The 5914-nt window shown below is 67.9% G+C and carries 4 protein-coding genes and 1 pseudogene; 2 read left to right on the top strand and 3 right to left on the bottom strand.

What is annotated here, in order from left to right:
• Positions 1-53 precede the first annotated feature (53 nt).
• Complete coding sequence (gene dapD / locus VJ811_RS03430) at positions 54-896, bottom strand: 2,3,4,5-tetrahydropyridine-2,6-dicarboxylate N-succinyltransferase (protein WP_324070875.1); 843 nt, start codon at positions 894-896, stop codon at positions 54-56.
• On the bottom strand, positions 893-1570 hold the full coding sequence (locus VJ811_RS03425) for a pyrimidine 5'-nucleotidase (RefSeq protein ID WP_324070874.1): 678 nt from the start codon (positions 1568-1570) through the stop codon (positions 893-895). The genes dapD and VJ811_RS03425 overlap by 4 nt, the downstream gene beginning before the upstream one ends.
• Before the next feature lie 256 nt (positions 1571-1826).
• On the opposite strand from VJ811_RS03425, the gene VJ811_RS03420 reads away from it, so the two are divergent.
• The gene (locus VJ811_RS03420; RefSeq protein ID WP_324070872.1) at positions 1827-4211 is read left to right on the top strand and encodes a S8 family peptidase; all 2385 of its coding nucleotides are present in this window, start codon (positions 1827-1829) and stop codon (positions 4209-4211) included.
• A gap of 41 nt (positions 4212-4252) precedes the next feature.
• Positions 4253-5554, top strand: coding sequence for an amidohydrolase family protein (locus VJ811_RS03415; RefSeq protein ID WP_324070871.1), 1302 nt, complete (start codon positions 4253-4255; stop codon positions 5552-5554).
• A gap of 149 nt (positions 5555-5703) precedes the next feature.
• On the opposite strand, the pseudogene VJ811_RS03410 reads toward VJ811_RS03415, so the two are convergent.
• A pseudogene (locus tag VJ811_RS03410) lies at positions 5704-5914 on the bottom strand (DNA-deoxyinosine glycosylase); the annotation flags it as partial.

The following is a 5914-nucleotide window of genomic DNA, read 5'->3' as shown; positions in this document are numbered from 1 at the left end:
GTTCCCTGCCTTTCGCCCGCGACGATGCGCTGACCCCGCCGGATGGCGGCCGCTCAGTCGCGCAGCAGCTCGTTGATCCCGGTCTTGGCGCGCGTCTTCGCATCGACGCGCTTGACGATGACGGCGCAGTAAAGCGACGGTCCCGGCGTGCCGTCGGGCAGCGGCTTGCCCGGCAGCGAACCCGGTACGACGACCGAGTAAGCGGGAACCTCGCCCATGAAAACTTCGCCCGTTGCGCGGTCGATGATCTTGGTCGACGCGCCCAGATAGACGCCCATCGACAGCACCGCGCCCTCGCGCACGATCACACCCTCGGCGACCTCGGCGCGCGCGCCGATGAAGGCGCCGTCCTCGATCACCACCGGGCCCGCCTGCAATGGTTCGAGCACGCCGCCGATTCCCGCGCCGCCCGACAGGTGGACGTTCGCGCCGATCTGTGCGCAGCTGCCGACGGTGGCCCAGGCGTCGACCATCGACCCCTCGCCGACATAGGCGCCGATGTTGACGAAGCTCGGCATCAGCACCGCGCCCTTGCTGATAAAGGCGCCGCGGCGGACGATCGAGCCGGGGACGGCGCGGAAGCCCGCGTCGCGAAAACGGTTCTCGCCCCAGCCGGCGAATTTCGATGGCACCTTGTCCCACCAGCGCGCCCCGCCGGGGCCGCCTTCGATGAGTTCCATGTCGTTCAGGCGGAACGACAGCAGCACCGCCTTCTTCAGCCACTGGTTGACCTGCCACGTCCCGCCGGCGTCGCGCTCCGCCACACGATAGCTGCCGTCGTCGAGGCCGGCGAGCGCGGTCTCGACCGCCTCGCGCACCGCACCCGTCGTCGTTAGCCCCAGCGTCTCGCGGTCATCCCATGCGGCTTCGATCGTCGATTGCAGGTCGGTGGTCATGAAATTCCCCATGGTAAAGGCAGATTGTCGAGCCAGTCGGCGATGTCAGTCGCGTGGAAATCGACATGCTCCGGCAGGTGGTCCCGATGACCGCTTTCGCTGCCATTGTCCAGCCAGACGGTCGTCATGCCGAGCGCTTTCGCGGGCGTCAGGTTGCGCGCCATATCCTCGACGAAGACGCTCTTCGCCGGGTCGATTCCCAGATGCGCGATCATCATCGCATAAGCCTCTGCGTCGGGCTTCGGCGTATAGCGCGTGACGCGGATGTCACAGATGCCGTCGAACAGGTCGGCGATCCCGCGCGCGTCGAGCACGCGCGCCGCATAATCCGCATTGGCGTTGGTGAAGATCAGCTTGCGTCCGGGCAGTCGCTCCAGCCCGGCGCGCAGCCGCGCATCGACGCTCAGCCGGTCGAGCGCGATGTCATGGACGTCGACCAGAAAATCCTCGGGGTGCACGCCGTGGTGCCGCATCAGCCCCGCCATCGTCGTGCCATGATCGTGGAAATATTGCTTCTGCACCCGCCGCGCCTCGACCGCGTCGACATCCAGCAGCCGCATGATGAAGGCGCCCATACGCTCGTCGATCAGGTCGAACAGCCTCGCCGACGGCGCATAGAGCGTGTTGTCGAGATCGAAGATCCAGCTGTCGATATGGTCGAGCGGGGCGGGCATGATGCCGGGCGCATAAAGGCTGGGGTGTATGGGGGCAAGCTGAGGGCGAAAAGATCCTCCCTGTGGCGGAGCCATGGGGAGGTGGCAGCGCGAAGCGCCGACGGAGGGGTTGATGCGCAACGTCGCCGCCCCTCCACCACGCCCTGCACTCCCCTCCCCATCGCTGCGCGACAGCGAACCCGCAATTAACCGCATGATGCTACCCCTCCCCCCTCCGCCGCGCTAAAAGGCGGTATCAGGGCAAAGGGGAACGGCGATGGCCGACGCGAACCGACGCAGCAGCATCCGGCGGGTGACTGGCCGGCCTTTGCCTCTTCTGCTCGGGATCACTGCACTTTCGCTGGCAGGGTGCGGCGGCGGTGGCGGCACGCCCCGCCCATCGCCGACTCCGGCGCCGCCGTCCGCGCCAACACCAACCCCGACTCCCACACCCACTCCGACCCCCACCCCGCCGCCGACGGGCAATTTCAGCACCGCCGAAACGCGCCTGTCCGACGGGGTCAATTTTCACGGCGCGATCACCGCCTATCAGGCGGGCGCGACCGGACGGGGCGTCCTGGCTGGCGTCATCGACGACGGGATCGATCAGGACAGCCCCGAATTCGCCGGCCGCATCTCGTCGCAATCGATCGACCTCGCCGGTTCGCGCGGCATCAACGGCGAAGGGACGCACGGCACCAACGTCGCGCAGCTCCTGCTCGGCGGAAAGAATGACGCCGGCACCTTCGGCATCGCCTTCAACGCCAATCTGCTCGTGCTGCGCGCCGACCGTCCGGGCAGCTGCGCGACCGAATATCCATCGAACGACGAAAGCGGCTGCCGCTATCCCGAAACGGCGATCGCCGCAGGGCTCGACCACGCGGTCGGCGCTGGCGCGCGCGTCGTCAATATCTCGCTCGGCGGCGAAGACCCGCCCGGTGCGACCTTGCGCGCCGCGGTCTCGCGCGCGACCGCGGCCGGAATCATCGTCATCGTCTCGGCGGGCAATGACGGCGATACGACCGCGAACGGCAACGATCCGAACAACCCCGACTTTTTCGCGCGCGGGCTGCGCGACGCCGGCGGCGGGCTCGTCGTCATCGCCGGATCGGTCAATGAAAATGGCGCGATTTCGGGGTTCAGCAACCGCGCGGGCGGCTATGCCGGCTCCTATCTTGGTGCGCTCGGCGAGGGGGTGTGCTGCGCCTATGAAAATGGCGCGCTCAAGACCGAGGGCAATTTCGTCTTCGTGCTCAACGGCACCAGTTTCGCGGCGCCGCAGGTCGCGGGCGCGGTCGCGCTGATCGCGCAGGCCTTTCCGAACCTGTCGAGTCAGCAGATCGTCTCGCTTCTTTATCAATCGGCGCGCGATGCGGGCGCGGCGGGCGACGACGCCGTGTACGGCCAGGGCATCCTCGACATTGCGCGCGCATTTCAGCCGATGGGCGCGACATCGCTCGCCGGCACCTCGACCGCGGTCGCGCTCGGCGCGCCGCTCGGTATCCTCGGCGGCCCGATGGGTGATGCGGGCGGTGCCGGCACCATGGGCCTCGTCACCGACGGTTTCGGCCGCGCTTTCAACGTCGATTTCGGCGGCGCGCTCGGCCAACGCCGCCCCGACTTCAAGCTGTCGGGCGCGATCGGCGGCCTCGTCCGCCAACAGAGTGCCGCAGGCCCGTCGCTCGCGCTCTCGCTTGTCACCGCGCCCGGCACGGGCGGCACCGACGCGCTCGCGGGCCTCTCCTTCCACGACGCGCAGCGCGCGCGCACCCTCGCCGCCTCGGTGATGACGCGCCTCGACGCGCGCACGCGTATCGGTTTCGCCGCCGGGCGCGGCACCGGCGGCCTGCTCGCGGGCGAACGCGGCGACAGCGGTCACGCGATGCTGATCGGCGACGCCGCGCACGAGGGTCTCGGCTTTACCGCCAGTCCCGGAATCGGTACGATAATCCGAAATAATATCATTAATAATCAATATGTTAATGTGATCTTGGAGAATGGCTGGGTCTCGGGCTCGCGCTGGCAGGACGACCCCCTCCTCCGCTACCGCTCGCGCCATGACAGCCGCTACCAGCGCATCGGCGCCGCATGGGACGCGCGCTTCGGTCCCGTCCGCACCGCGCTCGGCGCCAGCTGGCTGCGCGAATCGGACAGCCTCCTCGGCGCCCGCCTCGGCCCGATGTTCGGCGCCGGCGGCGCGACCAGCCTCGTCGGCGACGCGGGCTTTACCGTCGATATGCGTGGCGACTGGCAAGTCGCGGCGGCGTGGCGCCAGATGTGGACGCGCCCCGACCGGCACGGGCTCGTTGCGGGCGGCGCGCTCTGGTCGTCTGCCTTCTCGGTCGATGTTGCGAAGGCGGGACTGTTCGCTCGGGGCGACCGCGCCGCGCTTCGCTTCGCCCAACCCTTGCGGGTCGCGCGCGGCGGCATCGACCTCATGCTCCCGGTCGCGCATGACTATGCCAGCGGCCGCACTGATTTTGGCCGCCGCACCTATAATCTTGCGCCGACGGGCCGCGAACTGGTGGTCGAGGCGAGCTATGCGCTGTCGCTTTTCGGCGGCGACTTGATCGCGAACACTTGGGTACGCCGCGACCCCGGCCATATCGCCGCGCTCCCCGACGACCGCGGTGCGGCGCTGCGCTTTACGATGGGCTTCTGATCGGCTTTAACGTCCCATATTCGAAAACAGGGGATGCCAGAATGAAGCCGATCCATTGCCTTCCGCTCGCGCTGTTCGGCGCGGCGCTCGCCATGCCGCTCGCCGCGCAGGCGCCCGCGCGCAGCGTCATCCACGCGGGCCAGCTCCTCGCCGAACCGGGCAAGCCGGTGCGCGGCGCCTCGACGATTGTCGTCGAGGGCGGCAAGATATTGAGCATCGCCGACGGCTATCAGCCCGCCGACCCCGGCACGACGCTGATCGACCTCAAGGACAAATATGTCCTCCCCGGCCTGATCGACAGCCACGTCCATCTGACCAGCGACGCCGGCGGCATCGCCGGTCAGCTCGAAGAGGTCACGCTCAGCCCCGCCGCGCAGGCGTTCAACGCCGAGGCGAACGGGATGAAGACGCTCCGCGCGGGCTTCACCACCGTCCGCAACCTCGGCGACGGCGATGGCGCAACCCTCGCCCTCAGGGATGCGATCCTCGCGGGCAAGGTGCAGGGGCCGCGCATCGTCGATGCGGGCAACAGCATTTCGGGCAGCGCGGGGCATATGGACGGCTCGCTCGGCTATCGCGACGAGCTCCGACCCTTCTTCGCGGGCGCGGGCAACACATGCAATGGCGCCGACGACTGCCGCCGCGCGGTGCGGCTGCAGATCGGCCGCGGCGCCGACGTGATCAAATTCGCCTCGACCGGCGGTGTGAACAGCCGCATCGGCGCGGGCCTCGGCAAGCAGATGTTCGACGATGAGGCCAAGGCGATCGTCGACACCGCGCATCTCTTCGGCAAGAAGGTCGCGGTCCACGCGCACGGCGCCGACGGCATCCGCCTCGCGATCGATGCGGGTGCAGATTCGATTGAGCATGGCACGATCCTCGACGAGGCGACGATCGCGGCATGGGCGAAGTCGAAGGCCTATTATGTCCCGACGCTCTCGACCGTGAACGGCTACAAGGAACGCATCGCCGCCAACGCCAACGCCTATGAACCCGACGTGCTCGCCAAGATCCAGTGGCGCATTTCGATTACGGGCAAGAGCCTGCAACAGCTGGTTCCACGCGGCGTGCGCATCGCGTTCGGCACCGACGCTGGCGTGTCGAAGCACGGCCGCAACGGCGACGAATTCGAACTGATGGTCCAGAATGGCATGACACCCGTCGAGGCACTCAAGGCCGCGACGGTGAACGCCGCCGACCTGCTCGGCCTGTCGAACGAGATCGGCACGATCACGCCGGGCAAGAGCGCCGACATCATCGCGGTCGCGAGCGATCCGGTTGCCGATGTGCGCGTGCTGAAAAAGGTCGATTTCGTGATGGCGCGCGGGATGGTGGTCGACTGACCCGGCCAGATCCTCCCCATCGCGCAACGTTGGGGAGGGGGACCGTCCGCGAAGCGGATGGTGGAGGGGTCGGCAGCGTCAGCGCCAAAACTCCTCCGTCAGCGCTTCGCACTGCCATCTCCCCTTGGCTTCGCCATGGGGAGAATCAATCAACTCGTCAGCGCCGAACGCAATTCCAGCCAATGCTCCAACTTCGCCGCAAATCCGACGGTATGCGCTGCGCTGCTTGACGGCAGGTCGATGACCGCGATGTCTCCGAGCGACGGTAACTGCTTTCGCCCGATCGCCGAGGCTTTGCCGCCGTTGAAGGCGATCATGCGCAGGGCCGGCAGGGTGGCGATCAGCGCAGCAAGATCATGC

Origin of the sequence: Sphingopyxis sp. (assembly GCF_035250425.1) — a bacterium.
GTDB lineage: Bacteria > Pseudomonadota > Alphaproteobacteria > Sphingomonadales > Sphingomonadaceae > Sphingopyxis.
Note: the sequence above shows the minus strand (reverse complement) of the source record. Positions and strands in the feature narration are given on the sequence as shown.